The organism is Aeromicrobium sp. WCS2018Hpa-31 (assembly GCF_031843905.1).
Lineage (GTDB): Bacteria > Actinomycetota > Actinomycetes > Propionibacteriales > Nocardioidaceae > Aeromicrobium.
On sequence record NZ_JAVTJF010000021.1, the window covers coordinates 1 to 2,953 of the forward strand.

Below are 2,953 nucleotides of genomic sequence, written 5' to 3' on the forward strand. Positions count from 1 at the left end.
GTGCTGCGTCGCTGTGGCTGCGCGTCGGGGTGGGCTCCGAGAGGGCCTCGACCGGAGCAGCGGGTCTCGGGTCGGTTGGGTCTGCGGGGTGCGGCTGGGATCTCGCCTGGTGCTGCGTCGCTGTGGCTGCGAGTCGGGGTCGGTCTCCGAAAGGGCCTCGACCGCAGCAGGGGGTCTGGGCTCGAGTGGGTCTGCGGGGCTTGGCCACGATTCCCCCTCTGTGCGTGATCCACGCATGATTCTTCCTTCGCGTGGACCGTGCCTCGCGAAGGAAGCATCGTGGCGACGAAAAGGGCCCCGTTCGGGTAGGGATTCTCCCTTCTCGTGGACCGTCCCGCGCAAAGGGAGAATCTCTGCCCGCCCGCCGCACGAGTCGCCCCCTGCGGAGGCAAGGTTCTGCCTTCGCGTGCAGAAACCCGAACGATGCTGCGTTCGCGACGGGATCCGACCACGAACGCAGCATCCTTCGACCCTTCACGCACGAACGCAGAACCTTGCGTCCCCCCAGCCACGCCCCGAGAGCCCGTCCGACCCCGGACCCGTCCGCCGGTCGAGGCCCTTTCGGAGAGCAGGTCGACTCGCAGCCACAGCGGCGCAGCAGCAAGGCACGACCCGGCGACAGCGACGCAGCAGCGAGCGAAGACCCACCCGCGGAAGCGCAGCAGCGAGCGAAGACCCACCCACGAGAACGCAGCCGCAGGCGATCGGGGAGAAGAGCCCCTCACCGCATCGGATCGACCGGCTTCCCGCCGCGCACCACCATGAAGTGCAGGTGGCAGCCGGTCGACATGCCGGTCGAGCCGACGCGGCCGACGACGGTGCGAGGGTCGACCCGGTCGCCGCGCGAGACCGAGGCCGAGGACAGGTGGGCGTAGGCGGTGCGCACGCCGCCGCCGTGGTCCAGCACGACCCGGAGTCCATAGGCGCCGTCGCGCCCCGCGGACCGGACGGTACCGGCCTTCGCCGCTCGGACGGGCGTGCCGCAGGAGGCGCCCAGGTCGACGCCGTCGTGCAGCTTGCGGATGCCGGTCACCGGGTGCACACGCATCCCGAACGCCGACGTGACCGGTCCACCGACGGGCCGGGCGAGGTCGCCGAGCGAGCCGAGGGCGCCGGCCGGGGGCCGGGGGAGTCGGGCGTCGGGGTCCACGAGCACGAACCGCGACTCGCCGGTGAGCCGCTCGCGCGGGTCGAGGTAGCGCTCGCCCTGCAGTCGCCCGAGGTGCAGGCAGGCGCTCGCGCAGTGCGTCCCACCCGGTGCGAGTCGACCCAGGACCTCGCCGGGCTCGACTGCGTCGCCACGCTCGACCGTGCGCCGCTCCACCGGTTGGTAGGTGGAGCGCTCGCTCCCGTGGTCGACGGTCACCACGCCCACGCCGGCCACCGTGCCCGAGAAGCTGACCCAGCCGGCCGCCACGGCACGCACGGGCTCGCCCGGGGAGCCGGGCAGGTCGATCCCGCGGTGCCCCGCACCGTAGGGGGTGTCGGGCGGGTCGAATTCCGTGCCCACCACCCGCTGGCCGAGCGGCCACGACCACGACGGGCCCTCGTCCGAGGCCCTCGCCACACCGGTCGCCGTCGACAGCAGGATCGCGGCGGCAGCGCCGACGGCGAGGAGGAGGCGGGTGCGGGGGGAGTGGACCGGCATGACTCGAGCGAACCCCGTCGACGCTCGTCGCGGCAGGCCCTCGTCGCGACCTGTGGACACGGGACGTTCGCAGGTGCCCACGGCGCCGGGTCTGTGGATTTCTCGTTCTCCCGCCCGGTGTCCTAGACTGACCCCATCACGTCCTCGGACGTGAAATTCGCACGCCCGTCTCCGTCGTGACGTCGCTCGTCGACCGAACGCCGGGCGCGATCCTGGTCCTGCTCGCAGGTTGGTTCGCGTGGCACGGGAGTCAGGGCACCGCCGACCGGCGGTGCATCAACCAGGAACGGACCACCCGCCGCAGGGCCGGTGCGTCCAGAGGAGGAATCGACCATGGCGGTCGTCACCATGCGAGAGCTGCTCGAGAGCGGCGTCCACTTCGGGCACCAGACCCGTCGCTGGAACCCGAAGATGAAGCGCTTCATCTTCACCGAGCGCAACGGCATCTACATCATCGACCTGCAGCAGTCGCTGGCCTACATCGATGCCGGCTACGAGTTCGTCAAGAACACCGTCGCCCGCGGCGGCACGATCCTGTTCGTCGGCACCAAGCGCCAGGCGCAGGAGCCGGTCGAGGAGCAGGCCAAGCGCGTCGGCATGCCCTTCGTCAACCAGCGCTGGCTCGGCGGCATGCTCACCAACTTCCAGACGATGCACCAGCGGCTCCAGCGCATGAAGGAGCTCGAGGAGATCGACTTCGACGACGTGGCGGGCTCCGGTCGCACGAAGAAGGAGCTCCTCCAGATGCGTCGCGAGTACGACAAGCTGAACCGCACCCTCGGCGGCGTCCGCGACATGGCCCGCACCCCGTCCGCGGTGTGGATCGTCGACACCAAGAAGGAGCACCTCGCGGTCGACGAGTGCAAGAAGCTCGGCATCCCGATCGTCGCGATCCTCGACACCAACTGCGACCCCGACGACGTCAACTACCCGATCCCGGGCAACGACGACGCCATCCGCTCGGTCAGCGTGCTGACCCGCGTGGTCGCCGACGCCGTCGCCGAGGGCCTGCTGCAGCGCGGTGGCGCCAAGACGGGCAACGAGGAGGCCGGCGCCGAGCTCGGTGGCGACGAGCCCCTGGCCGAGTGGGAGCGCGAGCTGCTCGAGAAGAAGGACGAGAAGAAGGACGAGTCCGCTGCCCCCGCCGCCGAGGCCCCGGCTGCCGAGTCCACCGAGGCGCCCGCCGCCGAGGCTCCGGCTGCCGAGACGACCGAGGCTCCGGCTGCCGAGGCCCCCGCTGCCGAGGCCACCGAGGCTCCCGCCGAGAAGTGATCCCTGGTCGGGTGCCGGGCCATCCCCGGCACC

At 71.4% G+C, this 2,953-nt stretch carries 2 protein-coding genes; one reads left to right on the forward strand and one right to left on the reverse strand.

Going from position 1 to position 2,953, the window contains the following annotated elements; translation table 11 throughout:
• Positions 1–721 precede the first annotated feature (721 nt).
• Complete coding sequence (locus tag RQG84_RS18050) at positions 722–1,648, reverse strand: M23 family metallopeptidase (protein WP_311211179.1); 927 nt, start codon at positions 1,646–1,648, stop codon at positions 722–724.
• Positions 1,649–1,981: 333 nt separating this feature from the next.
• On the opposite strand from RQG84_RS18050, the gene rpsB reads away from it, so the two are divergent.
• Positions 1,982–2,920: a 30S ribosomal protein S2 gene (gene rpsB, locus RQG84_RS18055; protein ID WP_311211180.1), complete on the forward strand. Its 939-nt coding sequence runs from the start codon at positions 1,982–1,984 to the stop codon at positions 2,918–2,920.
• Positions 2,921–2,953: the final 33 nt, after the last annotated feature.